The following is a 25,197-nucleotide window of genomic DNA, read 5'->3' as shown; positions in this document are numbered from 1 at the left end:
CTTCCTGGTGTCGTGTTAGTAAGCGTCGAAAGCCGCCTTCTCCCAATGATACTCGAGAGCAGGGGGTTGGCCGGTCATCGCTAGAATATCAAAGCGGCAGGGTGTTGAGACAGCGTGACGGGCCAGGTAAAGCGAGGCGGCGCGAATTAGGCGGCGCTGCTTGAGGGGGGTTACGGTCTCGAGCGGGTGGCCGTTACGTAGGGAGGTGCGGTGCTTGACCTCCACGAAGACCAGGGTGTCCTGGTCCATCATGACAAGGTCGAGCTCGCCTCCTTTGACGTGGTGGTTGGCGGTGACCAGCGTTAAACCCTGACGCTGCAACCATTGAGCAGCAAGCTGCTCAATGGCGGCGCCGCGCTTGCGCGCGGTTTGCGGCTTACTGGTCACCCAGCAGGCCCGGCGAAAGGATCGGTGCCGGGCGGCCGTTTTGGAAGCGCGCCCAGGGCAGCTCGCGGTGAATGCGGCCATCGCCGGAAAGCGACAGCGTCCCGGTGCTACCGTTAAAGCCCTGAATGGAGGAGAGATCCGACAGCCGGGTCGCCAACTCGTACGCATCGACGCCCATGGCCTGCAGGCGGAAGAGCGACGCGTCACCTTCACCGTGCAGCGCCTGGTAACTTGCATTGAACGGCAGCGCTTCTTCGCCGCCGACGGCTGCATCGGGAATCTGCCAAGGGATATCGACGAACATCACGTCGTCGAGGTCCTGGTTCAAGCGCCGTTCACGGCTGCCCTCGTTGAGGTGCGAGGTGGCGTAGATGGGCAGGTCCTGGGCGTAGTAGAAGTCCAGCATGGGCGGTACCTGGCGGGCGTAGTCCGGCAGGGCGAGCAAAAAGAGCGCGTCGATACTGCCAAGCTGAGCGCGATCGCCGCTCACGTTCAGCGCGGTTTGTACGGCGCTGGAAACCTCGTTGTTCGGGTTGTAGCGAACGGCGTTGGTGACTTCGCCCCCCTGGCCATGGAACTCGTTCCAGAAGGCTTCGCCCACACGGCGGCCCCAGTCGTTATCCGGCACCATGACCGACACTTGGCGGCGACCGTCCTGGTAGGCACGCCGCGCGGCCTGACGGGCTTCATCTTCGGCAGACAGGCCGTACTGGAAAAGCCCGGCGGCCTGGTTTTGCGAGCCACTGCCGTAGTTCAGCGCAAGCGTCGGTAGCGGAACGCTGGACTGCTGTTCGAGGCGGCTGACCTGCTCCTTGTCCAGCGGGCCGACGATCAGCTGGGCGTTCATTTGCTCGGCGCGGCTATAGAGTTCGTCCATGGAATACTGCGCCGCGTCGACGAAGCTCAGCTCGACGCCCTGACCGCGAATCTCGCTGTGTTCGCGCATGGCATTGCTGATCGTATCGGCAATGTTGCTCAGCGGGCCCGATTGGGGGAGGGCGACCATGATGCGGCGAATGTCGGCGCCTTCGAGCGCCGGAAGCGAGGCTTGAACCCGGCCCGGCTCGTCCATTGCTTCCCGGGCCCACTGGGCGCGTTCGCGCAGCGTTTGCTGCTCGTTGTCGCGCATCGAGAGCTCGTCATCCAGTACCTGGGTGGCGCGCAGCACCGCGCGGGGGTCGTCAAGGGCGCGGCCAAGCTCCGAGAAGAGCAGCGCCCAGCGTACCCGGTCCTGCTCGGAAAGTGCGGCTTCGTCTACGGCGGCGGCGGCGTCGAACGCCTCTTCGCGCTGGCCCTGCTGCGCCAGGATGTTAGCGGCTTCCAGGCGGCTCAATGAGGCCTGCTCCGGCCCTTGCTGCTCGGCCTGGTTCAAAAGGCGCCCGGCATCCTCGGCGGGGGCGCGATCCACCACGCCTGGCTGCTGAATGGCGCACCCGGTCAACACCAGGGCGGTAAAGGCGCTGGCGAGCAGGCCACGGAGTGAACGTTTCATGTATGCTTCCTTGGTTTTTTCATTTGCGCTGTTTAAAGCCGAGGATAGATCCCTCAATCCTTGCAAAAGCATAGCGCACCATTAGCTAGCGTCAGCTATTAAAATCGGGAGACATTATGACTCATCAGCCTCCGGGCACATTGTACGTGGTCGCCACGCCAATTGGGAATTTGGAGGACTTAACGCCACGCGCCGCCCGGATTCTTGAAAGCGTCTCGCGCATCGCCGCCGAGGATACCCGGCATAGCGGCAGGCTTTTGAGCCATCTTGGCATCAACAAGCCGCTCATATCGCTTCACGAGCACAACGAAAGCCACCGGGTGGAGGCATTGGACGGCTACCTCGAAGCCGGCGAGAGCATCGCGCTGATCAGCGATGCGGGTACCCCCTTGATCAGCGATCCCGGTTTCATTCTGGTAAGAGAACTTCGTTCGCGCAACCGCCACATCGTGCCCATCCCCGGTGCCTGTGCGCTGGTCGCCGCGCTTAGCGGGGCGGGCCTCCCCACGGATCGATTCAGTTTTCGCGGTTTTTTGCCCGCCAAGGCCGGCGCCCGCCGTCAGGCGCTGGAGGTCTGCAGTGAGCGCGAGGAGACGCTGGTATTCTACGAATCCCCCCACCGTATCGTGCAGACCCTGGAAGCGCTGAACGAGCAGATGCCGGGCCGAGCCATCGTGCTGGCCCGCGAGCTGACCAAAACCTTCGAAACCTTTCTACAGGGCGTGGCAAGCGAGCTGCTCGATAGGCTAGCCGCCGACCCCAATCAGGCCCGCGGTGAGTTCGTGGTGATGGTGGCCGGGGCGCCGGCGGCTAAAGAGCAGGACGCGCAGACTATCAACGATGAAAAGCTTTTGAAAACGCTGTTGGACGAGGGGGTCGGTGTGAAGCAAGGCGCGGCGATTGCCGCGAATCTGCTGGGCGGGCGTAAGAAAGAGTGGTACGCCAGATTGCAGGCAATGAAAACAGAGCATTGAGGCGCGGGCGGGGCGCTGGTATGCTTGCCGCCGGAGTTGGCCAGACAGTCGCCGCTGCGCGTGCGCAGGGGAGGAAAGTCCGGGCTCCATAGGGCAGAGTGCCAGGTAACGCCTGGGCGGCGTAAGCCGACGGAAAGTGCAGCAGAGAGTAGACCGCCTAAGCCCCGGAAATAAACCTTCGGGGCCGGTAAGGGTGAAAGGGTGCGGTAAGAGCGCACCGCGCGCCTGGCAACAGTGCGTGGCAAGGTAAACCCCACTCGGAGCAAGACCAAATAGGGATCCATTGGCGTGGCCCGCGCTGGATCCGGGTAGGTTGCTTGAGCGCTTTGGCGACAAAGTGCCTAGAGGAATGACTGTCCACGACAGAACCCGGCTTATCGGCCGACTCCCCATTTCCATGCAAGGCCCCTCTCGGGGCTTTCCAACACAGTGTGCGTATCATGTCCTCTGCCAGCCAGACCGTTTCCGACTTTCGCCATACCAGCGTTTTGCTAGACGGAGCGGTCGACGCCCTCGTGCATTCGGCAAACGGCGTCTACCTTGACGGCACCTTTGGCCGCGGCGGACATTCGCGCCTGATTCTTTCGCGTCTTGACGAAAACGGCCGCCTGTTGGCCATGGACCGGGACCCCCAGGCCATCGAGGCCTCCAGCGCCATCGACGATTCGCGCTTCTCGATTACCCGGCGCGAATTTGCCCGCCTTGGCGAATACGCCAAAGAGCAGGGCCTTTTCGGCAAGCTCTCCGGAATACTGCTCGACGTTGGCGTGTCGTCCCCCCAGCTCGATGATCCGGAGCGCGGCTTTAGCTTCATGCGTAACGGCCCGCTGGATATGCGCATGGACCCCACCCAGGGCGAAAGTGCGGCGGACTTTTTGGCGCACGCCAAGGAAGCGGAGATCGCCGACGTTTTCAAAACCCTGGGCGAGGAGCGTTTCGGTAAACGCCTGGCGCGCGCAGTGGTGACTCGGCGCGCCGAGAAGCCGTTCACCCACACCCTGGACCTGGCCGAGGTGCTCAAACAGGCGCACCCCGCCTGGGAGAAGGGCCGCCACCCGGCCACCAAGGCGTTTCAGGGGCTGCGTATCTACTTAAACGGCGAGCTCGATCAGCTCGACGCTGCCCTCGAGGCCGCCCTCGAAGCCCTGGCGCCGGGCGGGCATCTGGTCGTGATCAGCTTTCATTCGCTGGAAGACCGCCGAGTGAAGCGCTTCATTCGCCACCACGTGCGCGGCGATACCCACCTGCCCAAGGGCGTGCCGGTGCGGGATGATCAGATCAATCGCCGCCTCGAGGCGCTCAACAAGGGCGTACGGCCTACGCCGTTCGAGGTCGATCAAAACCCGCGCGCGCGAAGCGCGGTCATGCGGGCGGCCAAAAAGCGAGGCTGACCATGCTTGAGCGAATCGACTACTGGTGGTCCGTGTTGCGCAGCGAGTGGCCCTTCAAGCTACGTTTACGCCTCTGGCCCCTCATCATTCTGGCGCTTTTTCTCGGCTGTATGCTGACAGCACTCGCCGTGGTGGCCACGACCCACATGACGCGTACCCAGTACGCTCAGCTTCAGCGCCTCGAGCAGGAAAAGAACCAGCTGCAGACCGAGTGGGGCCAGCTTTTGCTCGAAGAGGGCGCCTGGTCGACGCCGGCACGTATCGAGCAGATCGCCACCGAGCGCCTTGAAATGCGCATTCCCGATGTAGACGATGTCGAGGTTATTCGGCCATGAACCAACGCCGCCGCGGGGGCACCTCCCGGCAGACGCCCATTGCGCCGCCTTTGGGTGGCGGGCGCTTTCTGTTCATTCTCGTTTTAGTCGCCATGGCCGCCTGCGTGCTGGTCGGGCGTATTACACTCTTGCAGGTGATCGACCGGCCGTTTCTGCAAAGTCAGGGCGACGCGCGAACCCTGCGCCACGAAGTGATTCCCTCCCACCGCGGCATGATTACCGACCGCAACGGTGAGCCGCTGGCCATTTCGACGCCGGTGGTGACGCTTTGGGCCAACCCCCAGGAACTCCCTACCGATGCGATCCAGCGCGTCATGCTTGCCCAAGCGCTGGGCATGAGCCTGGGGGATTTCGAGGCGCGCATCGAACGCTACGCAAGTCGCGAATTCATGTATCTTCGCCGTCAGATGACCCCCGAGGCCGCCCAGCGCATTCTCGATTTGCGCACCCCCGGGGTTTATCAGCAGCGCGAGTACAAGCGCTACTACCCGGCGGGCGAAGTCGCCGCCCAGATTCTCGGGGTAACCAACGTCGACGATATTGGCCAGGAAGGCCTCGAGCTTGCCTATCAGCCCTTTTTGGCCGGCCACCCGGGCCAGCGCCGGGTGATCAACGACCGGCGCGGGCGGTTGGTGCGCGAACTGGGGATCATCAGCGATGCCCAGCCCGGCGGCGAGCTGACCCTATCCATCGATCAGCGTATTCAGTACATGGCCTACCGTGAGCTGCGCGCGGCGGTGGCCGAAAACGAAGCCGATGGTGGCGTGCTGGTCACCATGGATGCGCGCACCGGTGAGGTGTTGGCCATGGCCAACCTGCCGTCCTACAACCCGAATAACCGCGCCGGCCTCGACCCCCGGGGGTTGCGTAACCAGGCGCTGGTCGACGTGTTCGAGCCCGGCTCGGTGATGAAACCGCTGGCCATGGCGGCGATTCTCGAAAGCGGCGTGGTCGACCGCGACGTGATCGTGGACACCTCGCCTGGCTGGATGCGCATCGACCAGTTCACCATTCGCGATATTCGCAACTACGGCGAGCTCGACCTGCCCGGCATTCTGGAAAAATCCTCCAATATCGGTATGTCCAAGCTCACCCTGCGACTCGACGATACGACGGTCTGGGAGAAGTACAACCAGCTGGGTCTTGGGCAAAGCCCCGGTACCGGCTTCCCCGGCGAGTCCACCGGTAGCCTGCCCGCACCGGTTCGCTGGTCGCGTAGTGAGCGCGCCGCGCTCTCCTACGGCTACGGGCTCTCGGTCTCGGCGGTTCAACTGGCCAGCGCCTATACCGCGCTTGCCAATGACGGCGTGCGCATGTCGCCCTCGCTTTTGCGCCTTTCCGAAACCCCGCAGGGGAGTCAGGCGATCGACCCGAGTGTCGCCAACGATCTGCTCGATATCCTCGAAACCTCGGTCGGGCCTACCTCCGGCGGGCGCCGCGCCCGAGTAGAGGGTTACCGGGTGGGCGGCAAAACCGGCACGGTGCGCAAAACCGGCCAGCAGGGCTACGCCGTCGACGCCTACCGCAGCGTGTTTGCGGGTATCGCACCGATTTCGGATCCGCGTATCGTGACGGTGGTGATGATCGACCACCCGCGGGCCGGCCAGTTTTACGGCGGCGCGGTCGCCGCCCCGGTTTTTTCCAGCGTGACGGGCAATGCGTTACGGCTTTTGGATGTACCGCCCGACTACGAAGTGGAATAGCGTGAAGGAGACAAAATGACGTCCAGCCCCCGCCGTTTGTGGGATGCGTTAAAGAAAGGGTGGCCGGCCAATGAGCTGCCTGAAAAGCTACCCGCCTTACCCGATGCGTTCCGTTTGACCAGCGACTCCCGAGCGGTTGCCCCGGGGGACGTGTTCATTGCCGTGCCTGGTAGCCAACGCGATGGCCGCGATTACATCGAGGCCGCCCTCGAGCAGGGAGCCGCGCTGGTGCTGGCGCACTCGAAGGAGCCGCGGGTTACCCTGGAGGGCTGCGTGCTTCATTTGCCCCACCTGGCGCTTCGCCTGGGTGAGCTGGGGCGTGCGCTGTTCGCCGTGCCCGATGACCTCGATCTGATTGGGGTGACCGGCACCAACGGTAAAAGCTCGGTCACCCACTATATCGCCGAGCTGAGCGAGCTTTTGAATACCCCGGCCGGGGTGGTCGGTACTTTGGGCACGGGGCGGCTGGGCAAGCTGGCCGATAGCGGGCTGACCACACCAGGGCCGCTTTTTTTACAGCGCTCTTTGGCCGAACTTGCCCAAAGTGGTGCCCGGCGCGTGGCTATCGAAGCCTCCTCCCACGCGCTGGATCAGCAGCGGCTAACCGCCTGTAATATCCGCGCTGGCGTGTTTACCAACCTGAGCCGGGATCACCTCGATTATCATGGCAGCATGGCCGCCTACGCGGCGGCCAAGGCGAAGCTCTTTCGCCGCCGGGAGCTAGAGCTTGCCGTGGTCAACGCCCAGGACCCGCTGGCAAGGCTCATGCTGGCAGGCCTGGAAAAAGGCGTGCGCGTTTTGGCCATCGGCGATGACCAGGCCTGCACGCTGCGCGTGGTGGGCTGGCACCCCCATGCGCTAGGCCAGCACGCGCTCATCGCGACCCCGGAGGGTGAAAAGACCCTCGAGCTGAACCTGATGGGCCGTTTCAACCTGGATAACGTGCTGCTCGCCATCGCTACGCTTTACGGGCTTGGCGAGCCGCTCGACGCGCTTTTCGAGGCCGCGTCGAAGCTCAATCCGGTCCCCGGTCGCATGGCGCTTTATAAAGCGGCCCATTCGCCAAGCGTGGTAATCGACTATGCCCATACCCCGAATGCGCTCGATTCGGCCCTGGGCGCGCTGCGCGATCATCTAAGTGAGTCCGGCAAGCTTTGGTGCGTGTTTGGCTGTGGCGGCGAGCGCGACACTGGCAAGCGTGCGGAAATGGCGCGAGTGGCCGAAAAGCAGGCCGATCATAGCGTGATCACCGATGACAACCCCCGGGGCGAACCCGCCGACGCCATTCGCCGCATGATTGCCGAAGGCTTTAGCGAAGCCGGCGCGTTTAGCGAAATCGGCGATCGGCGGGCGGCCATCGAGCAGGTAATTGGCCAGGCCGGCGTCGATGACGTCGTGTTGATCGCGGGCAAGGGTCACGAGGCTTATCAAGAGATCGACGGCGTGCGTCATGACTACCGCGACGCAGCCGAAGTGCTAAAGGCGTTCGAGCAGCGGAGCGGCGGCTAATGCGTTGGCACGTAGCGGACATTGCCGAGTCCCTGAATCTGACCCTGCCCGCCGGCTTCCCGGTGCTTGCGTTCACACACGTGGTGACCGATACCCGGCTTATCACGCCGGGCTGCTTGTTCGTTGCCCTCAAGGGGGTGCGCTTCGACGCCCACGACTTTATCGAGCAGGCACGCACCCTGGGGGCGGCGGCCGCGCTGGTACAAACGCCGGTCGATTCGGCGCTGCCCCAGCTGGTGTGCGCCGATACCCGCCTGGCGCTGGGGCTTTTGGCCAGGGCCTGGCGCGCGCGCTTCGACGCCCCGCTGGTGGCGGTTACCGGCAACAGCGGCAAGACCACCGTCAAAGAGATGACCGCGGCGCTGCTCGCGCCCCTGGGGCCGGTGCTGGCCACCGAGGCCAATCTCAATAACGACTTCGGCGCGCCGCTGACGCTTTTGCGCCTGACCCCCGAGCACCGGGCGGCGGTGGTGGAGCTTGGTGCCAATCACCTGGGGGAGATCGCCTGGACCAGCCGCCTGGCGGCCCCCGATGTGGCCATCATCACCAACGTGACCGGGGCCCACGTCGGCGAATTCGGGGGTATGGGCCACATCGCCCAGGCCAAAAGCGAATTGCTGCTGGGACTCAAGCCCGACGGCGTGGCGGTACTCAATCGTGAAGACCGCTATTTCGACACCTGGGCGGCGCTTGCCCCGGGCCAGGTGCAGAGCTACGCCGTTGATAGCGAAGCGGATGTCTGCGCAAAGGCACTTTCCTGCGACAGCCAAGGGCGGTATGCTTTCACGCTTGTTCGAAAGGGGTGCGCGCTTGGCGAGGTGCGCCTGGCGCTGCCCGGCAAGCACAATGTGAGCAACGCCCTGGCCGCCGCCACCGCCGCGCTTGCCGCCGGAGTGTCAGCGGATCGCGTGGTGGCAGGGTTGTCGGCGCTTGCGCCGCTTGCTGGTCGGCTTAGCGTGATCGAAGGGCCCAACGGCAGTACGCTTTTGGACGACACCTATAACGCCAATCCCGGTGCGATGAAGGTGGCGCTCGATACGCTTAAAAGCTTCCCCGGGCCGCACTGGTGTGCGCTGGGGGCCATGGGCGAGCTTGGCGAAAACGCCGAGGCGCTGCACGGCGAAGTAGGGCGTTACGCACGCGAAATCGGTGTGGATACGCTGCTCACCTGCGGCGACGCCGCGCGCGCCGTCAGCGATGCCTTCGGTCGCGGGTACCACTTTGACGACCACGAGACGCTTGCGCGTCATATTATTAATACGTTGCCGCCTAACGCCACGCTATTGGTGAAAGGGTCACGCAGCGCCGGCATGGAAAACGTCCTTGCCGCGCTGCTCGGTTGAAACAGGGTAAACGCCGTTCATGTTACTTCACCTGGCGAATTTGCTAGCTCAATACCAAAGCGCTTTTCAGGTTTTTAACTACCTCACGCTTCGCATCATCCTGGCGGCCATCACCGCACTCATGCTTTGCCTGTGGCTTGGCCCGTGGGTCATTCGGCGGTTGGTCGACGGCCAGATCGGTCAGTCGGTACGCGATGACGGGCCCCAGTCTCACCTCTCCAAGGCCGGCACGCCCACCATGGGTGGCGTCATGATTCTCATGTCCATCGCCATCAGTACGTTCGTTTGGGGCGACCTGGCCAACCACTACGTATGGGTGGTGCTGGCCGTTACCCTGGGCTTCGGCGCGATCGGCTGGGTCGACGACTACCGCAAGGTGGTCGAGAAAAACCCCCGCGGCCTGCCGGCCAGGTGGAAATACTTCTGGCAATCCGTGGTCGGTCTCGGCGCGGCGCTGATTCTCTATTTCAGCGCGACCACCCCCGCCGAAACGAGCCTTTTGCTGCCGCTATTCAAGGATTTCGCGCTGCCGCTGGGCGTTTTCTACATCGTGCTGAGCTACTTCGTGATCGTCGGAAGCTCCAACGCGGTCAATCTGACCGATGGCCTGGACGGGCTTGCCATCATGCCCACCGTTTTGGTGGCCATGGGGCTTGCGGTGTTCGCCTACGCCAGCGGTAACGCGGTGTTCGCCAACTACCTGCATATTCCGTTCATTCATGGTACCGGCGAAATCGCGGTGTTCTGCGCAACGATCGCCGGCGCTGGTCTGGGCTTTTTGTGGTTCAACACCTACCCGGCGCAGGTCTTCATGGGCGATGTCGGTGCACTGGCCCTTGGTGCGGCGCTTGGCGTCGTAGCGGTGGTCGTTCGCCAGGAGATCGTGCTGTTTATCATGGGCGGTATCTTCGTGGTCGAGACGTTGTCGGTGATCCTGCAGGTGGGGTCGTTCAAACTGACCGGGCGGCGTATCTTCCGCATGGCGCCGCTTCATCACCACTACGAGCTCAAGGGTTGGCCGGAACCCCGGGTAATCGTGCGCTTTTGGATCATTACCGTGGTGCTGGTGCTACTGGGGCTTGCCACCCTGAAAGTGCGCTAGGACGACGCGATTCTCGCAAGGCCAGCGGCTGGCTGCCAGAGCACTGGCCGCCGGATCGCCGGCCGTACGTAAGGAGCCAAGCAATGCAGATACCTGAGGGCGTGACCGCCGTTATCGGCCTGGGGGTTTCCGGCCGGGCGATCTGCCGCCATCTGGCTCGCCTGGGCGCTCCCTTTGCGCTTTTGGACACGCGTATCGCGCCGCCAGGCCTCGAAGCGTTTCAGACGCTTTACCCCAAGGCCGCTACCTACTGTGGCCCGCTGACCGCGGTCGATTTCAGTCGCGCTCGGGAAGTCGTGATCAGCCCGGGCGTCGACCCTTGTACGCCAGGCCTTGAAGGTCTACTCGAACAGGTCGACGATATCACCGGCGAGCCGAGGCTCGTGGGGGAAATCGCGCTTTTTCGGCGCGCGGTGAAAGCGCCGGTGGCGGCGATTACCGGCTCCAACGCCAAATCCACCGTGACGACGCTACTGGGCGAGATGGCCCGTGCCTGCGGTGTCGACGCCGCGGTCGGGGGGAATCTGGGCACGGCGGCGCTAGAGCTTCTGGAGACCCACCCCGAGGCAGCGCTTTATATTCTCGAGCTATCGAGTTTTCAGCTGGAAACGACCCCGCGCCTCGACGCGACGGCCGCGGCATTTTTGAATCTAAGCGAAGACCACCTCGACCGACACGAAAACCTTGCGCGCTACCGCGAGGCGAAGGCGCGTATTTTTATCGGCGCCGAACACGCGGTGGTCAACGCCGACGACCCGCTGACCTGGCCTCGCGGCGCCGCGCAGGTTTCGCGCTTTGGCAGCCGCGCCCACGAGGCAGGGGAGTGGGGGGTGAAAATCGTGGAAGGCCAGATGTGGCTCGCCCAGGGGGAAACCCTGCTGCTACGCACGGATTCGCTGAGCATGGCCGGCCAGCACAACTACATGAACGCCCTGGCCGCCCTTGCCCTGGGCGACCGCCTGGGGTTCTCGCTATCCGGCATGTGCCGGGCGCTGGTGGATTTCAAGGGCCTGGCCCACCGCAGCGAAGTCATCGCCACGCTTAACGGGGTGCGCTGGGTCAACGACTCCAAGGGCACCAACGTGGGGGCGACCCTGGCCGCTATCGACGGCATCGGTGCCACCCTCGAAGGGCGGCTCGTTTTGCTGGCCGGGGGTGTCGGTAAGGGCGCGGATTTTACGCCGCTGGCGGCGCCGCTCGCCCGTTACGCCCGGGAAGTCGTGGTGTTTGGCGCGGATGCCCCGCGCCTGAAGGCCGCCCTGGGTGAAGCGGTCTCGGTGCGCGAGGTGGCCGCCCTCGCCCAGGCCATGGCGCTTGCCTTCGAGACGGCGCGCCCGGGGGACTGCGTGTTGCTTTCCCCGGCCTGCGCCAGTCTCGATCAATTTGCCAACTTCGAAGCGCGTGGCGAGGCGTTTCGTGAGTGGGTCAACCGTCAACGCAGTGAGGTGGGTGCATGAGCCGACGCCAACGCTTTATGAATGCCGTGACCACTAAGCATCTGCCCTGCGATGTCTGGCTGATCGTGGCGGTGGTAACGCTTGCCGGGCTTGGCTGGATCATGGTGAGTTCGGCCTCGGTCGGCCTTTTGGAAAACAGCTACTACTACTCTCGCCAGCACGCGGTCTTTTTGCTGGTGGCCGGCATTGCGTGCCTTTTCATGCTGTGTGTGCCGCTGGAGGCCTGGCGCCAGAACGCCTCGCTGATTCTGCTCGCCAGTATTTTCATGCTGGTCATGGTGTTGATGGTCGGTCAGGAAATAAACGGCAGTAAGCGCTGGATCTCGCTGCCTGGCCCGCTTCCCAGCCTGCAGATTTCCGAGCTTGGCAAGGTGGGGCTGATTTTCTATATGGCGGCGTTCATGTCGCGCTTTACCTATGACCTGCGCAATCGGGCGTTCAGCATGTGGCGGCCAATTGCGGTGCTCGCCGTGCCCGCCGGGCTACTCTTTTTGGCGCCGGATTTCGGCGGCATGGTGGTGTATACCGTGTGCGTCATCGGCATGCTGATGATGAGCGGCGCTTCGCTCGTGCTATTGCTCGGCAGCGGCAGCGTTCTCGCCTTCGGCGCGGTGATGATGGTGGTGATGGAGCCCTACCGGCTGGCCCGCTGGACCAGTTTCCTGGACCCCTGGGCGGATCAGTTCGCGACCGGCTATCAGTTGACCCAGGCGCTGATCGCTTTCGGGCGCGGCCATGTCGCTGGCACCGGGCTTGGCAATAGCGTGCAAAAACTCCACTACCTGCCCGAAGCGCATACCGACTTCATCTTCGCGGTGATCGCCGAAGAGCTCGGCATGATCGGCGCGATCAGCGTGGTGGCACTCTTTACCCTGTTCGTTACCCGCGCCATGCTGATTGGCCGGCGCGCGGAGCTTGCCGGGCATCTGTTCGGCGCCTATGTAAGCTACGGTATCGGGTTCATCGTCTCCGCCCAGGCGTTTATCAATATGGCGGTAAGCTCCGGGCTTCTGCCCACCAAGGGGCTGACACTTCCCCTGATCAGCTACGGCGGCTCGAGTCTTTTGGTGACCGGTATGATGATTGGCCTGCTGCTGCGAGTAGACGCCGAAACCCGTCACCGCCCCCGGCGCGCCTCCACCCCGTATAAGTCTCGCTTCGAGCCGCGTTTATCTTGAGTAAGGAGTTATTTGTGACGACGAATACACGTCGACGCATTTTGATCATGGCCGGCGGTACCGGCGGTCACGTGATTCCTGCGCTGTCGCTCGCCCGGGCGCTGCAGGCGCAGAACGTCGCGGTAGAGTGGCTGGGAAGCCCACGCGGCATCGAAAACCGCCTGGTGCCCGAGGCCGGTATTACCCTTCACACCGTGGCCATTGCCGGGCTGCGCGGCAAGGGGATGGCGGGCTGGCTCAAGGCGCCGTTCAATTTGAGCCGGGCGGTGTGCGATGCCCGGCGCGTCATCAAACGCTTCCAGCCCGATGTAGTCGTCGGTCTTGGCGGCTTTGCCAGCGGCCCTGGCGGGCTCGCCGCCAAACTTTCGGGTATACCGCTGGTGATTCACGAGCAAAACGCCGTGGCGGGGCTGACCAACCGGGTGCTTTCACGGCTGGCCAACAAGACCTACGCCGCTTTCCAGAACGCCTTTGGTCCTCGCGCCGAGGTGATCGGCAACCCCGTACGCGGCGAGATCGCCGTGCTGGGTGAAACGCCGCGCACAGACGCCGAGCTCACCGCGCGCCGGCTCAGGTTGCTGGTGGTCGGCGGCTCGCTGGGTGCCGTGGCGCTCAACGAGCGCCTGCCGGTGGCGCTAGCGGCGCTGGATGAAGCCAGCCGCCCCGAGGTGTGGCACCAGGCGGGCAAGGATCGCGATGAAGCGACACGCCAGGCGTATCACTCCCTCGATATCGAGGCCCAGGTGAGCGCGTTCATCGATGACATGGCCGCCGCCTACGACTGGGCGGATCTGGTGGTCTGCCGCGCGGGCGCTTTGACCGTGGCCGAACTTGCCGCGGCGGCGAAACCGGCCCTTTTGGTGCCGTTTCCTTTCGCCGTGGACGATCATCAGCGCGTCAATGCCGATGTGCTGGTCCAGGCCGGGGCGGCGCGCTGCGTAGTGCAAAAGGAGCTGACCCCAGAGCGGCTGACGGCGCTTTTGGGTGAGCTATTGACCCACGACACCTTGGCCAGCATGGCCTCGAGCGCGCGCCAGGCGGCGCACCTGGACGCCACCGAGCGTTTAGCGGCAGGATGCCTTTCGTTAGTGAAGCAAGGAGATTCGGTGTGACCGATTTAACGACCGACAAGCCAGGCCCATCCGTGACCCCCACCGGGCCTGGCATGCGGCGAATCAAACGCCTGCATTTCGTGGGTATCGGCGGGGCGGGCATGTGCGGCATTGCCGAGGTGCTGGCCAACCAGGGCTACGCGGTTAGCGGTAGCGACATGAAAGTTTCGACGGTCACCGAGCGGCTGCGCGGTTGCGGCGTCAAGGTCTTCATGGGCCACGCGCCGGAAAACGTCGAGGGCGCCGACGTGGTGGTGGTATCCAGCGCGATCGATGAAACCAATCCGGAAATTCGCTGGGCGCAGGAGCACCGCGTGCCGGTGGTGCGTCGCGCGGAGATGCTGGCCGAGCTGATGCGCTTTCGCCACGGTATCGCCGTCGCCGGCACCCACGGTAAAACCACCACCACCAGTTTGACCGCCACGCTGCTGGCCGAAGGCGGGCTCGACCCGACCTTCGTGATCGGCGGTAAGCTGACCAGCGCCGGTGCCAATGCGCGGCTGGGCGAGGGCGACTACCTGGTGGCCGAGGCCGACGAGTCCGACGCCTCGTTTCTGCACCTTCAGCCCATGGTGTCGATCGTCACCAACATCGACGCCGACCATATGGCGACCTACGGCGGCGACTTCGAGCGGCTCAAGACTACCTTCATCGAGTTTCTACACAATTTGCCGTTTTACGGTTTGGCGGTACTGTGCACCGACGACCCGCACGTCAATGGGCTTTGTGAGCAGGTCAAGCGCCAGTTCGTCACCTACGGCTTCAACGAAGAGGCCGACTACCGCATCACGAATTTCACCCAGCGCGAAGGCGAGGTGACGTTTACCGCGCTGCGCCCGGACGGCGCCGCGCCGCTCGAGGTGCGTCTGGCGATGCCTGGCCGTCACAACGCGCAAAACGCCATGGCGGCGATCGTAGTGGCCACCGACGCCGGGGTGAGTGACGAGGCGATTCTGGCCGGGCTCGCCGGGTTTGCCGGCGTCGGGCGGCGCTTTCAGGTGCATGGCCACTTCCCGGCGCCGGGTCAAGACGGCGAGGTCATGCTGGTCGACGACTACGGCCACCACCCTCGTGAAGTCGATATGGTGATCAAGGCGGTCCGCGCCGGTTGGCCCAAGCGGCGCCTGGTAATGCTTTACCAGCCTCACCGCTACAGCCGCACCCGGGATCTGTTCGAGGATTTCGTGCGCGTACTCTCCCAGGTCGACACTCTGGTGCTGCTGGACGTTTACAGCGCCGGCGAGGCGGTGATTCCCGGCGCGGAAGGACGAACGCTTGCCGGCTCGATTCGTCAGCGCGGCGAAGTCGACCCGCTGTTCGTCGAGGAGAAGCAGGAGCTTTCGACGATTTTGGAAAAGGTGCTGCGCCCGGACGACATTCTAATCACCCAGGGCGCCGGCGATATCGGCGGTATTTCGCTGGCCCTGGCAAAGGCAAGGCTTGTGCTGGACGAGGTTGAGCTATGAGTACACGAGCAATGAATACGCCGCTGGATAACGTCGTGGTCGTGTTGGGGGGCGTCTCCGGCGAGCGCGAGGTGTCGTTGAAAAGCGGAGCAGCCATACTCGAAGCGCTGAAGCGCCAGGGCGTGAACGCCACGGGCTATGACCCACGCGATGGCGGCCTTGCCGGGCTCGAGGCGCTGGCACCTTCACAGGTGTTCATCGCCCTGCACGGGCGCGGCGGTGAAGACGGTACGCTCCAGGGCGCGCTCGAGCTTTTGAACATTCCCTACACCGGCAGCGGCGTGCTCGCATCGGCTTTGGGTATGGATAAAGAGCGCACCAAGCAGGTGTGGCGCGCCCAGGGGCTGCCGACCCCCGAAAGCATCACGCTAGACGACGATGCGAATTGGAGCGCGGTCATCGATTCACTCGGCCTGCCCATGATCGTCAAGCCCGTGCACGAAGGCTCGACGCTTGGGATCAGTATCGTCAAAAGCGAAGCGCAGCTTAAGGCCGCTTATACCGAGGCCGCTCGGTTCGACGCTCAGGTCATGGCCGAGCGGTTCATCGAAGGCGAAGAGTACACCGTGGCGCTTTTGGGGGATGAAGCACTCCCCGCTATTCGTGTCGAAGTGCCCGGCGGCTTCTACGACTACGAAGCGAAGTACCTCTCCGATACGACGCTTTACCATTTGCCCTGTGGGCTGGACGCGAGTGAGGAGCAGGCGCTGGCCGCGCTTTGCCAAAAGGCGTTTCGCGCCATGGGCGGGCAGGGCTGGGGGCGGATCGATGTGATGCGCGACGCCGACGGCACGTTCTGGCTGATCGAAGTGAATACCGTGCCCGGTATGACCGATCATAGCCTGGTTCCCCAGGCCGCGGCGCACGCTGGCGTCGGCTTCGACGAGCTGGTCATGAAGATATTAGCGACCGCCGGCCCCGCATGAGCTTCTACTGTGAAGATAGTGCTATGAAGACAGCTTTATGAAAAAGCGTAACGCATGGGTGGGCGTGATTTTGCTTGCGCTGCTGCTCGGTGCGGGCGGTCGGGCGCTGTGGCTTTGGCTGGACCGGCCCATCGAGCGGGTGTCGATTCGCGGCGAGTGGGACTACGTCAGCGCCGACTACCTGCGCACCCAGCTTGCACCACTGGTGCAAAACGCGACCTGGCTTTCGGCGGATCTGGGCGAGCTGCGCGAACGGGCGCTTGGAATCGGCTGGCTTTTCGAGGTGCGTATCTCTCGGGAGTGGCCCAATGCGCTGGTCTTCGAGCTGGTCGAGCAGGACCCGGTCGCGCGCTGGAACGACGACTTCTTGCTCAACCCGCAAGGGGAGCCGTTTCCGTTCGCACCGCTCGAGGTGCCGCCGGACCTGCCCGACCTGGCCGGGCCCGCGGGCAGTAGCGAAGAGGTGCTCGACTACTATCAGCGCCTGACCCCTCACTTTGCCACGCTGTCGCTAACGCTTTCTCAACTGCGCCTGGAACCCCGCGGCGCCTGGCGCTTGCAGCTCGATAACGGCGCCTGGGTCATGCTGGGTCGACGCCAGCACGATATTCGCCTGGCCAGGCTCACGGCCTCCTGGCAGCGCGAGCTTGCAAGCCAGGGCGACCAGATTCGCTATATCGATCTTCGCTACCCCAACGGGGTGTCGGTCGCCTGGCACGGGCAGAGCGATTTCGACGATAGCGAGGAGTAAAATGCCGCTTTAATGAATAAAGCGGCGCTTGAAAGGTAAAAGTGAGCGTTTGCCAACAAGGAAAACCCGATAATGGGGTTTAAATTATCCGCCAAGCCCATTATCGTGGTGCATGACTGGTCGTATAATGGCCATCGTTTCTATATGATAGGTTTGTTCGCTGATATTTATTTGTGTTGATTTAGTGTTACATGATCTGATCAGCGCATAACATTCACGGATCGGCAGTGCCTCATGGAGGCCAGCACGGCTTGAGTGCTCGTTGTTTATCTGGATATTTTTAAACGGGCTTTTACTACGCTCGTGTATAAATATACAGGTTTTAAGCGCCATGTACAGACCTGTCACCAGGCATGATTTGGCAAAAGGCGCTGAGTCAATAATGTCACTTTAAAGCGCCGATTCGAAGATGATTCGTTGTGAGAATGAAGTACGCCGAGAAATAAAGTGTGCTGGGAAATAAAGTACGTTGCAGATAGTTCGTCGCAGATAGTTCGTTGCGGATAGTTCGTGCAAATAGTTCGTCGAGAATAGTCGGCTAACGGCTATCAATGACAGTCAAATGTGTGGATAGGCGGTTGTCGACCATCAACCGCCTATCGTTTACAGGATCACTATAAGGAGATCACCCGACTCATGGCAGGCTCACCCAATGCATCCAATATGGTTGTCGGGCTGGACATCGGAACGTCCAAGGTCGTCGCGATAGTCGGTCAACCCACCGATGACGGTGGAATCGAGATTGCGGGTATAGGCTCTCATCCTTCAAGAGGGATGAAGCGTGGCGTTGTGATCAATATCGAATCGACGGTCCAGTCGATTCAACGCGCGGTCGAAGAGGCGGAACTCATGGCCGGCTGCGACATCCATTCGGTGTACGTAGGCGTTGCCGGCAGTCACATTAGCTCGATGAATTCAGACGGTGTGGTGGCGATTAAAGAGCGTGAAGTCACCCCGTCTGATATTGATCGTGTTATCGACTCCGCCCGCGCCCGGGCCGTTTCCGAAGGCCAGCGCGTGCTGCACGTGCTGCCTCAGGAATTCTCCATCGACGCCCAGGGCGGCATTCGCGAACCCCTGGGAATGTCGGGCGTGCGTCTGGAGGCTCAGGTGCACCTGGTCACCGCGGCCTTGAACGCGGTACAAAATATCGAAAAGTGTGTCCGCCGCTGCGGGCTTGACGTGGATGCCATCATCCTGGAGCAGCTGGCATCCAGTATGGCGGTGCTCACCGAAGACGAGCGCGAACTTGGGGTGTGCATGGTCGATATCGGTGGGGGCACGACCGATATGGCCATATTCAGCGAAGGCGCGATACGCCACACGGCGGTCATTCCCATCGCCGGTGACCAGGTGACCAACGATATTGCGATGGCGCTGCGTACACCGACCCAGCATGCTGAAGAGATCAAGGTGAAGTACGCTTGCGCGCTGACCCAGCTGGCCGCAAGCGATGAAATGATCAAGGTACCAAGCGTTGGGGACCGCGCATCGCGCGACCTATCCCGCCAGGCGTTGGCGGAAGTGGTCGAGCCGCGCTACGAAGAGCTCTTTACGCTGGTACGCGATGAATTACGCCGCAGTGGCTATGAAGACATGGTGGCCGCCGGAGTGGTACTCACCGGCGGCACTTCGCGTATGGAAGGGGTGAGCGAGCTGGCGGAAGAAATCTTCCACATGCCGGTACGCATCGCCTGTCCGCAAAACGTGCGCGGGCTGGCGGATGTGGTGCGCAACCCCATCTATGCGACAGGCGTTGGCCTTTTGCATTACGCACTACAAGAGGCACGTCACGGACAAGGTCTGGAGAGCCATGGGCGAGTCAGCACGGCGCACAAAGCGCGCGGTGAGCTCGTTCAGCGTGATAGCAGGGATGGTCATTCGGCGCTAGCGAAAATCAAAGGCTGGTTCAAAGGAAATTTCTGACAGGGCCGCAAGCGCGGTTCAGGAGACGGGGCTTATGTTCGAATTGGTAGATAACGCACCCTCGAGCAGTGCGGTCATTAAAGTAGTCGGTGTTGGCGGCGGCGGCGGTAACGCGGTCAACCACATGGTGGAAAGCAACATCGAAGGTGTTGAATTCATCTGTGCCAATACCGACGCTCAGGCGCTCAAGCGCGTATCGGCTAAAACGGTGTTACAGCTGGGTGGCGAGATCACCAAAGGCCTGGGCGCCGGTGCGAACCCCGAGGTGGGGCGCCAGGCGGCCATGGAAGATCGCGAGCGTATCGCTGAGCTTCTGGACGGCGCCGATATGGTGTTCATTACCGCTGGTATGGGCGGTGGCACCGGTACTGGCGGTGCGCCGGTAGTGGCTCAGGTCGCCAAGGAGCTGGGTATTCTAACGGTGGCCGTGGTCACGCGCCCGTTCCCGTTCGAAGGGCCCAAGCGCATGCGCGCGGCGGAAGAGGGCATGAAAGAGCTCTCCGAGCACGTCGACTCTCTGATCACCATTCCCAACGAGAAGCTTTTATCCGTACTGGGTAAAAACGCTACGCTGTTGACCGCCTTTAGCGCCGCCAACGACGTGCTGCTCGGCGCGGTTCAGGGTATTGCGGAGCTGATCACAAGCCCTGGTATCATCAACGTCGACTTTGCCGACGTGCGCACCGTGATGTCCGAAATGGGCATGGCGATGATGGGCACCGGTGGCGCCACCGGCGAAAACCGTGCTCGCGAAGCCGCGGAAAAAGCGATTCGCAGCCCGCTGCTGGAAGATATCGACCTGCACGGCGCTCGCGGCATTCTGGTCAACATCACCGCCGGCCCGGATCTCTCCATCGGCGAGTTCAACGATGTGGGTGCCACGGTTCAAGAGTTTGCTTCTCAGGAAGCGACGATCGTGGTCGGCACCTCGATCGACATGGAGATGTCCGACGAGCTGCGCGTGACCGTGGTGGCTGCGGGGCTCGATGGCAACAAGCCCAAGCAGGCCGTTCGAGAGCCGGCCACGCGCCGCGCCGCAGCGGAGCCGGCGGACTATCGTAAAATGCAGCAGCCCACCGTGACGCGTCAGCAGTCGGCGGCGCGCGCTGAAGCTCAGGAATCGTCGCCCAAGCCGCGCCCGGAAAAGCGCCGTTCGGCCGAATCCGACGACTACCTGGATATTCCCGCGTTTCTACGCCGCCAGGCGGATTGATTCACGACAGTGCCCTCAGAGCGAGCGTTTTAACCACGACCTATTGGTTAAAACGCTCGTTTACTGTTAAAGTAAACACTGTTCGATAACCTTTCTTTCCCTCGGCGCGCCGGTCTTTTGCCGCGCGGCGCCGTTTTTAGAGTTCTACCACGCCCATGATCAGACAACGCACATTACAAAATGTCATTCGCGCTACCGGAGTGGGTCTGCACTCGGGTAAAAAAGTCCATTTGGCTTTGCGACCGGCACCCGCAAACACAGGGATAGTGTTTGTCAGAACCGATCTGGACCCCGTGGTACACGTTCCTGCTCGCGCCGAGCTCGTGGAAGACACGCGGCTTTGCACCGCGCTCTCCTTCGAGGGTGTCAAAGTGGCGACGGTCGAGCATCTGATGTCTGCGTTTGCAGGCCTTGGAATCGACAACGCCTACGTGGATATCAGCGCCGCGGAAGTACCCATCATGGATGGCAGCGCCAGCCCCTTTGTCTTTCTGATTCAGTCGGCGGGGATTCTGGAGCAGGATGCGCCCAAGAAATTCATTCGCATCAAGCAGCGCATCGCGGTGAGTGACGGCGACAAGGAAGCGGTTTTTCTGCCCTATCAGGGCTTTAAAGTATCGTTTTCGATCGACTTCGATCACCCGGTGTTCGAGCAGCAAAACCAGCACGCTTTGATCGACTTCTCGACGACCTCCTTCGTCAAGGAAGTCTCGCGGGCGCGCACCTTCGGTTTCATGCGCGATCTGGAGTTTTTGCGCTCCAATAATCTGGCGCTGGGCGGAAGCCTCGACAACGCTATCGTGGTCGATGATTACCGCATCGTGAACGAGGGCGGGCTGCGCTACGAAGATGAGTTCGTCAAGCACAAGGTGCTCGACGCTATCGGTGATCTTTACCAGCTTGGCTTTAGTTTGATTGGCGAGTTCCGTGGCATCAAATCCGGTCACGCGCTCAACAATCAGCTTTGTCGCGAGCTGCTGGCCCAGCCCGAGTCTTTCGAGATCGTGACGTTCGAAGACGAGAAAGACGTCGCACCGATCTCCTACGCTGCACCGGCCATGGCCTGAGGTGTCGGGCAGAAGCACAGGCCCAAAGTAATCCGGGGTGGGCGGTTGAAAAAAACCTACCTTACCCCATTTATAAAGCACCGCTTGCGGTGCTTTATGCGTTTATTTGGGGTTATTTTTACCTTTGGCGTGGGAGGCCAGGCGCTCCAGCGCGCCTTTGAGGCGTGCATCGCGAGTGTCCTCGGCGCACTGGGCAAGCGTTTCACCGGCGCTTTGGGAAAGCGCGCGAGTGTTACGGGTCGGTGCGGTAATCGGGCGTACCGGGCGCACCTTGAAATGAAAGCCGGTAACGGCCTCGAAGCCCGGCAACTGGTGGAGCAGTTCGAGTAGCCGACTTTGCTCGAATCGAAGCCATGCAAGCCAGCTGGCCTGGCCGCTGATCAGCGTGAGCCGCGCATTGCTGAAGCCGCCGACAAAGATATGCTCGCGCATCTCCTCGGGTAGATGGGCGCGAAGATGACGCTGGGCCTGGTCGATCATGCGCGATTGGCGCAGCAGGTTGCTTACCTCGGACGAGCTTGCAAGTACCTGGTTGATGGGCTGTGCGCGAGAACGCTTAACCTTTATACTCATACGCTTAATTCCATAGAACCGATTCGATACGCCCGCGGCTTCAGCCCGGCGTAAGACAAAGAGCCTACCACGCTCAGGAGCCGACACCCAGCATGCCGCTTAACGCCGCGCCAGCCACTTTGACCGCCCCAGGGCGCGCTCGCCGCTGTGGGCTGGCGCGCTGGTGGCTGGCCGGGCTTTTGGTAAGCTGCCTGCTCCCGGTGGGCCTTTCGCCCGCAAGCGGTGCCAGCCGTGGTGAGCGCGCGGTTTTGGTATGCCTCTGGGTGCCCGCCATCTTGCGTGCCCAGTCCCGGCGTATCGCGATCAAGCGCCGCGTCCGACACCTGGTTTGTCGCATCAAAGCCCCCGCCGTACGGTTTTGTAAACGGCTTTGGGATACCTCGTTTATCACGCTTTATAAGGTCGCCGCTCAAGACGTCCTGACCCAGCGCGGACCGCCCCACCAGTAGCTGTCACTCTTTTTTTCGCCGTTTTATTTAACAGGGTGCCCCGCGGGTGCGCTTGAAATGATTTTGGAAGGTTCATGATTAATACACTACTGCGCAAGGCCATTGGTTCGAAAAACGACCGCGACGTAAAGCGCATGAAAAAAAGCGTCCTGGACGTCAACAAGCTGGAAGCCGAAATCGAGGCGCTTGACGACGCCGGGCTTCAGGCAAAGACCGGCGAGCTACGCACCCGTCTCGAGTCCGGCGAGTCGCTGGACAAGCTTCTACCCCAGGCGTTTTCCGTCGTGCGCGAGGCGAGCAAGCGCGTCATGGGCATGCGCCACTTCGATGTACAGATGGTCGGGGGTATGACGCTGCACAGCGGGCGCATCGCCGAAATGAAAACCGGCGAGGGTAAAACCCTGGTCGCGACGCTGGCGGTTTACCTGAACGCGCTACCCGCCAAGGGCGTGCACGTGGTCACGGTCAACGACTACCTGGCCCGCCGCGACGCCGAGTGGATGCGCCCACTGTATGAATTCCTGGGGCTCACCGTGGGCGTCATTTTCTCCGGGCAAACCGGTGACGAGAAGCGCCACGCCTACGGCTGCGATATCACCTACGGTACCAACAACGAGTTCGGCTTTGATTACCTGCGCGACAACATGGCGTTCTCCCTCGACGAGAAGGTACAGCGCGATCTGCACTTCGCCATCGTCGACGAGGTCGACTCGATTTTGATCGACGAGGCGCGCACGCCGCTGATCATCTCCGGCGCGGTGGACGAAAACACCGAGCTTTATAATGTGGTCAATGGTCTGGCCCAGCAGCTCGAGCGTGGCGAGGTGAGCGAAGACGACGAGACGCCGGTGAGCGGCGATTTCGTGCTCGACGAGAAGCAAAAGCAGGTCGAGCTCACCGAGCAGGGTCACAACAAGGTCGAAGAGATGATGCGCGCCCAGGAGCTTTTGGGCGAAAACGACTCGCTCTACGCCGCGCAGAACCTGAACCTGTTGCAGCACGTGCACTCGGCGCTTCGCGCGCGCTACCTGTACCAGCGCGATGTGGACTATATCGTCGTCGAAGGGCAGGTGGTGATCGTCGACGAACACACCGGGCGCAGCATGCCCGGGCGGCGCTGGTCGGAAGGCTTGCACCAGGCGGTGGAAGCCAAAGAGGGGGTGACGGTCCAGCGCGAAAGCCAGACGCTTGCCTCCACGACCTTCCAGAACTACTTCCGTTTGTACGATAAGCTGGCGGGGATGACCGGCACCGCCGATACCGAAGCCTTCGAATTCCGTCAGATCTATGGCCTCGATGTGGTGGTGATTCCCACCAACCGGCCGCTGGCGCGTAAGGATCTCAACGACCTTGTCTACCTGAGCGGCGAAGAGAAGTTCGAAGCGATCATCAAAGACGTTCAGGCCGTGACCGAAGCCGGACGCCCGGTGCTGGTAGGTACCGCCTCGATCGAAACCTCGGAGTATCTTGCCAAGCTGATGCTCGAGGCGGGCGTCGAGTTCAGCGTGCTCAACGCGAAACAGCACCAGAGCGAAGCCGAAATCATCGCCCAAGCGGGTCGTCCGGGGGCGGTCACGATCGCCACCAATATGGCGGGCCGCGGTACCGATATCGTGCTCGGCGGTAACTGGGAAGCCGATGCCGCCAAGCTCGACAACCCAAGCGATGCCCAAATTGCCGAGCTCAAGGCCGAGTGGCAAAAGCGCCACGACGCGGTGCTCGAGGCCGGCGGCCTTCACGTGATCGGCTCCGAGCGCCACGAGTCCCGGCGTATCGATAACCAGCTGCGCGGCCGGGCCGGTCGTCAGGGCGACCCGGGCTCCACGCGCTTCTTCCTGTCTTTGGAAGACAGCCTGATGCGCCTGTTCGGCTCGGACCGGGTCAAACGTTTGATGCAGGCGTTGGGACTCGAGCGCGGCGAGGCGATCGAGCACAAGATGGTCTCGAACGCCGTCGAGCGCGCCCAGAAGAAGGTCGAAGGGCGTAACTTCGATATTCGTAAGCAGCTTCTTGAGTATGACGACGTGGCCAACGACCAGCGCCGCGTGATCTACGAGCAGCGTAACGACGTATTGGGTTCCAACGACGTTTCCGAAGCCGTGATCGGTATTCGCGAAGAGGTCATGGAAAGCACCATCAGCGACTTCGTGCCGCCCCAGAGCCTGGCGGAGCAGTGGGACCTGGCCGGACTCGAAGCGCACCTGAAAACCGAGTTCAACCTCGATGCGCCGGTCACCCAGTGGGCAGAGGAGGACGAGCGCTTCAGCGAAGAGAAGCTCAGAGAGCGCCTGCAAACCATGCACCGCGAAGCGTATGACGCCAAAATCGCCGCCGCCGGCCAGGCGCTCATTCAGCGCTTCGAGAAGCAGGTCATGCTGCAGGTGCTCGATACCCGCTGGAAAGAGCACCTTCAGTCGATGGATCACCTGCGCCGGGGTATTCACCTGCGCGGCTACGCCCAGAAAAACCCCAAGCAGGAGTACAAGCGCGAAGCGTTCGAGCTTTTCCAGCATCTGCTGACCAACATCAAGGCGGACGTCACGCGGATTTTGAGCCACGTTCAGGTGCGCCAGCCCGAAGAGGTGGATGCCCTCGAGCAGAAGCGCCGCGAAGACGCCGCCCGGGAAAAGGCCGCCGCTTCCGAGGCCCAGCAAGTACCGGAGCAAGCCAGCGAAGCGGTGGCACCTGCTACCGCCGGCGCCGAAGCCCAGCCCCAGCGCCGCGAAGGGCCGAAGGTCGGGCGCAACGATCCGTGTATCTGCGGGTCGGGTAAAAAATACAAGCAGTGCTGCGGCAAGCTTCAATAGCCCGCTCTCGGTTTAAGGCGAGAATCGGTTTACGTT

21 protein-coding genes and 1 other RNA gene are annotated in these 25,197 nt (G+C 62.3%); 19 read left to right on the top strand and 3 right to left on the bottom strand.

Annotated features, from left to right (window positions below; genetic code table 11):
* Positions 1–15: 15 nt before the first annotated feature.
* Both ACWHVV_RS10525 and ACWHVV_RS10520 read right to left on the bottom strand, forming a co-directional pair.
* The gene (locus ACWHVV_RS10525; protein WP_447926200.1) at positions 16–387 is read right to left on the bottom strand and encodes a YraN family protein; all 372 of its coding nucleotides are present in this window, start codon (positions 385–387) and stop codon (positions 16–18) included.
* Entirely contained in the window at positions 377–1,879 is a 1,503-nt protein-coding gene (locus ACWHVV_RS10520) for a penicillin-binding protein activator (protein WP_447926199.1), read from the bottom strand. Before ACWHVV_RS10520 ends, ACWHVV_RS10525 begins: the two co-directional genes overlap by 11 nt.
* Before the next feature lie 116 nt (positions 1,880–1,995).
* Here ACWHVV_RS10520 and rsmI point away from each other — a divergent pair, with 116 nt between their 5' ends.
* The 17 genes from rsmI (at position 1,996) to lpxC (ending at position 21,332) form a co-directional block, all read left to right on the top strand.
* Positions 1,996–2,853 (top strand): 16S rRNA (cytidine(1402)-2'-O)-methyltransferase, encoded by an 858-nt coding sequence (rsmI, locus tag ACWHVV_RS10515; RefSeq protein ID WP_447926198.1) that lies wholly within the window; start codon positions 1,996–1,998, stop codon positions 2,851–2,853.
* Positions 2,854–2,885: 32 nt separating this feature from the next.
* Positions 2,886–3,246, top strand: an RNA gene (rnpB, locus tag ACWHVV_RS10510) — RNase P RNA component class A.
* Positions 3,247–3,293: 47 nt separating this feature from the next.
* Positions 3,294–4,244, top strand: a complete 951-nt coding sequence (gene rsmH / locus ACWHVV_RS10505; protein WP_447926197.1) for a 16S rRNA (cytosine(1402)-N(4))-methyltransferase RsmH — start codon at positions 3,294–3,296, stop codon at positions 4,242–4,244.
* A 2-nt stretch (positions 4,245–4,246) separates the two neighbouring features.
* On the top strand, positions 4,247–4,579 hold the full coding sequence (ftsL, locus tag ACWHVV_RS10500) for a cell division protein FtsL (protein ID WP_447529021.1): 333 nt from the start codon (positions 4,247–4,249) through the stop codon (positions 4,577–4,579).
* Complete coding sequence (locus tag ACWHVV_RS10495) at positions 4,576–6,282, top strand: peptidoglycan D,D-transpeptidase FtsI family protein (protein ID WP_447926196.1); 1,707 nt, start codon at positions 4,576–4,578, stop codon at positions 6,280–6,282. Before ftsL ends, ACWHVV_RS10495 begins: the two co-directional genes overlap by 4 nt.
* A gap of 15 nt (positions 6,283–6,297) precedes the next feature.
* Positions 6,298–7,791: a UDP-N-acetylmuramoyl-L-alanyl-D-glutamate--2,6-diaminopimelate ligase gene (locus ACWHVV_RS10490; RefSeq protein WP_447926195.1), complete on the top strand. Its 1,494-nt coding sequence runs from the start codon at positions 6,298–6,300 to the stop codon at positions 7,789–7,791.
* Positions 7,791–9,134: a UDP-N-acetylmuramoyl-tripeptide--D-alanyl-D-alanine ligase gene (locus tag ACWHVV_RS10485; RefSeq protein WP_447926194.1), complete on the top strand. Its 1,344-nt coding sequence runs from the start codon at positions 7,791–7,793 to the stop codon at positions 9,132–9,134. The genes ACWHVV_RS10490 and ACWHVV_RS10485 overlap by 1 nt, the downstream gene beginning before the upstream one ends.
* 19 nt (positions 9,135–9,153) lie before the next feature.
* Complete coding sequence (mraY, locus tag ACWHVV_RS10480) at positions 9,154–10,236, top strand: phospho-N-acetylmuramoyl-pentapeptide-transferase (protein ID WP_447529017.1); 1,083 nt, start codon at positions 9,154–9,156, stop codon at positions 10,234–10,236.
* 83 nt (positions 10,237–10,319) lie between these two features.
* A complete protein-coding gene (murD, locus tag ACWHVV_RS10475) occupies positions 10,320–11,693 on the top strand; it encodes a UDP-N-acetylmuramoyl-L-alanine--D-glutamate ligase (protein WP_447926193.1) in 1,374 nt (457 codons plus the stop codon).
* Entirely contained in the window at positions 11,690–12,871 is a 1,182-nt protein-coding gene (gene ftsW / locus ACWHVV_RS10470; protein WP_447529015.1) for a putative lipid II flippase FtsW, read from the top strand. Before murD ends, ftsW begins: the two co-directional genes overlap by 4 nt.
* Positions 12,872–12,885: 14 nt before the next feature.
* Positions 12,886–13,983, top strand: coding sequence for an undecaprenyldiphospho-muramoylpentapeptide beta-N-acetylglucosaminyltransferase (murG, locus tag ACWHVV_RS10465; protein ID WP_447926192.1), 1,098 nt, complete (start codon positions 12,886–12,888; stop codon positions 13,981–13,983).
* 53 nt (positions 13,984–14,036) lie between these two features.
* On the top strand, positions 14,037–15,449 hold the full coding sequence (gene murC / locus ACWHVV_RS10460; protein ID WP_447896163.1) for a UDP-N-acetylmuramate--L-alanine ligase: 1,413 nt from the start codon (positions 14,037–14,039) through the stop codon (positions 15,447–15,449).
* Entirely contained in the window at positions 15,446–16,375 is a 930-nt protein-coding gene (locus tag ACWHVV_RS10455) for a D-alanine--D-alanine ligase (RefSeq protein ID WP_447926191.1), read from the top strand. Before murC ends, ACWHVV_RS10455 begins: the two co-directional genes overlap by 4 nt.
* A gap of 37 nt (positions 16,376–16,412) precedes the next feature.
* On the top strand, positions 16,413–17,126 hold the full coding sequence (locus ACWHVV_RS10450) for a cell division protein FtsQ/DivIB (protein WP_447926190.1): 714 nt from the start codon (positions 16,413–16,415) through the stop codon (positions 17,124–17,126).
* Positions 17,127–17,762: 636 nt separating this feature from the next.
* Positions 17,763–19,052, top strand: coding sequence for a cell division protein FtsA (gene ftsA, locus ACWHVV_RS10445; RefSeq protein ID WP_447529011.1), 1,290 nt, complete (start codon positions 17,763–17,765; stop codon positions 19,050–19,052).
* 34 nt (positions 19,053–19,086) lie between these two features.
* Positions 19,087–20,265 carry a cell division protein FtsZ gene (gene ftsZ, locus ACWHVV_RS10440; RefSeq protein ID WP_447529010.1) on the top strand — a complete coding sequence of 393 codons (1,179 nt, stop codon included), beginning with the start codon at positions 19,087–19,089 and terminating at the stop codon, positions 20,263–20,265.
* A gap of 155 nt (positions 20,266–20,420) precedes the next feature.
* Positions 20,421–21,332 carry a UDP-3-O-acyl-N-acetylglucosamine deacetylase gene (gene lpxC, locus ACWHVV_RS10435; protein ID WP_447529009.1) on the top strand — a complete coding sequence of 304 codons (912 nt, stop codon included), beginning with the start codon at positions 20,421–20,423 and terminating at the stop codon, positions 21,330–21,332.
* Between the two features lie 102 nt (positions 21,333–21,434).
* On the opposite strand, the gene ACWHVV_RS10430 is transcribed toward lpxC, so the two are convergent.
* On the bottom strand, positions 21,435–21,905 hold the full coding sequence (locus tag ACWHVV_RS10430; protein WP_447926189.1) for a DUF721 domain-containing protein: 471 nt from the start codon (positions 21,903–21,905) through the stop codon (positions 21,435–21,437).
* Between the two features lie 92 nt (positions 21,906–21,997).
* Between ACWHVV_RS10430 and ACWHVV_RS10425 the strand changes: the two genes are divergently transcribed.
* Positions 21,998–22,354 carry a hypothetical protein gene (locus tag ACWHVV_RS10425; protein WP_447926188.1) on the top strand — a complete coding sequence of 119 codons (357 nt, stop codon included), beginning with the start codon at positions 21,998–22,000 and terminating at the stop codon, positions 22,352–22,354.
* Between the two features lie 74 nt (positions 22,355–22,428).
* Positions 22,429–25,161 carry a preprotein translocase subunit SecA gene (secA, locus tag ACWHVV_RS10420; protein WP_447926187.1) on the top strand — a complete coding sequence of 911 codons (2,733 nt, stop codon included), beginning with the start codon at positions 22,429–22,431 and terminating at the stop codon, positions 25,159–25,161.
* Positions 25,162–25,197 lie beyond the last annotated feature (36 nt).

Source organism: Vreelandella sp. EE27, from assembly GCF_968206495.1.
Note: the sequence above shows the minus strand (reverse complement) of the source record. Positions and strands in the feature narration are given on the sequence as shown.